We start from the raw sequence: 537 nt of genomic DNA on the forward strand, positions 1-537 counted from the left end.
TTGCTTCTCGTGAAGCCCACGAGAAGCAAGAGGTCTACTTTGCAACGATACTCAATGATGATGGCAGCCCCTACTGTGCTATTGAGTCCAATGTGGGATACTTTGGTCTCAATTTTCTACAGAGCAATTACACTCATTACTTGACTTTTCAGTATCAAGAGGAACGCAACCAGAATGGCAAGCTATTTCTGACAGCAATTTTCTTATATGAATGCAACCCAGGCACAGATAAAAGGATCAGACGTATAGACTTCTCATATACCCACCAAGGAGGATTCTCGACAGTCATCTACCAAGGTGTGATGATTGAGGGCACTTATGAGGAAATCACAGCAGAGCATCCACCCATCTCAAAAGAGGAGCTAGAGAAGCTTTGGGTTGATTACCCCAAGTTCGGTGAATATGACCAACTCATACGTTTGGATCGCATTCCTTTGCAGGCTCGGGAACGTATTCTTGAGTATACGGACAAGGAGTTTCCAGCATTTAGGCAGTATCTCCAGCGAGACATCGCACGCTATCAACAGACTAAGAAGT

Annotated in this window: 1 protein-coding gene; it reads left to right on the forward strand. The window is 44.5% G+C overall.

Going from position 1 to position 537, the window contains the following annotated elements; all coding sequences use genetic code 11:
• On the forward strand, positions 1–537 hold a 537-nt coding region (locus X919_RS16830), incomplete at both ends, for a hypothetical protein (RefSeq protein ID WP_081759416.1).

The organism is Prevotella sp. HJM029, assembly GCF_000599605.1.
Classification (GTDB): domain Bacteria; phylum Bacteroidota; class Bacteroidia; order Bacteroidales; family Bacteroidaceae; genus Prevotella.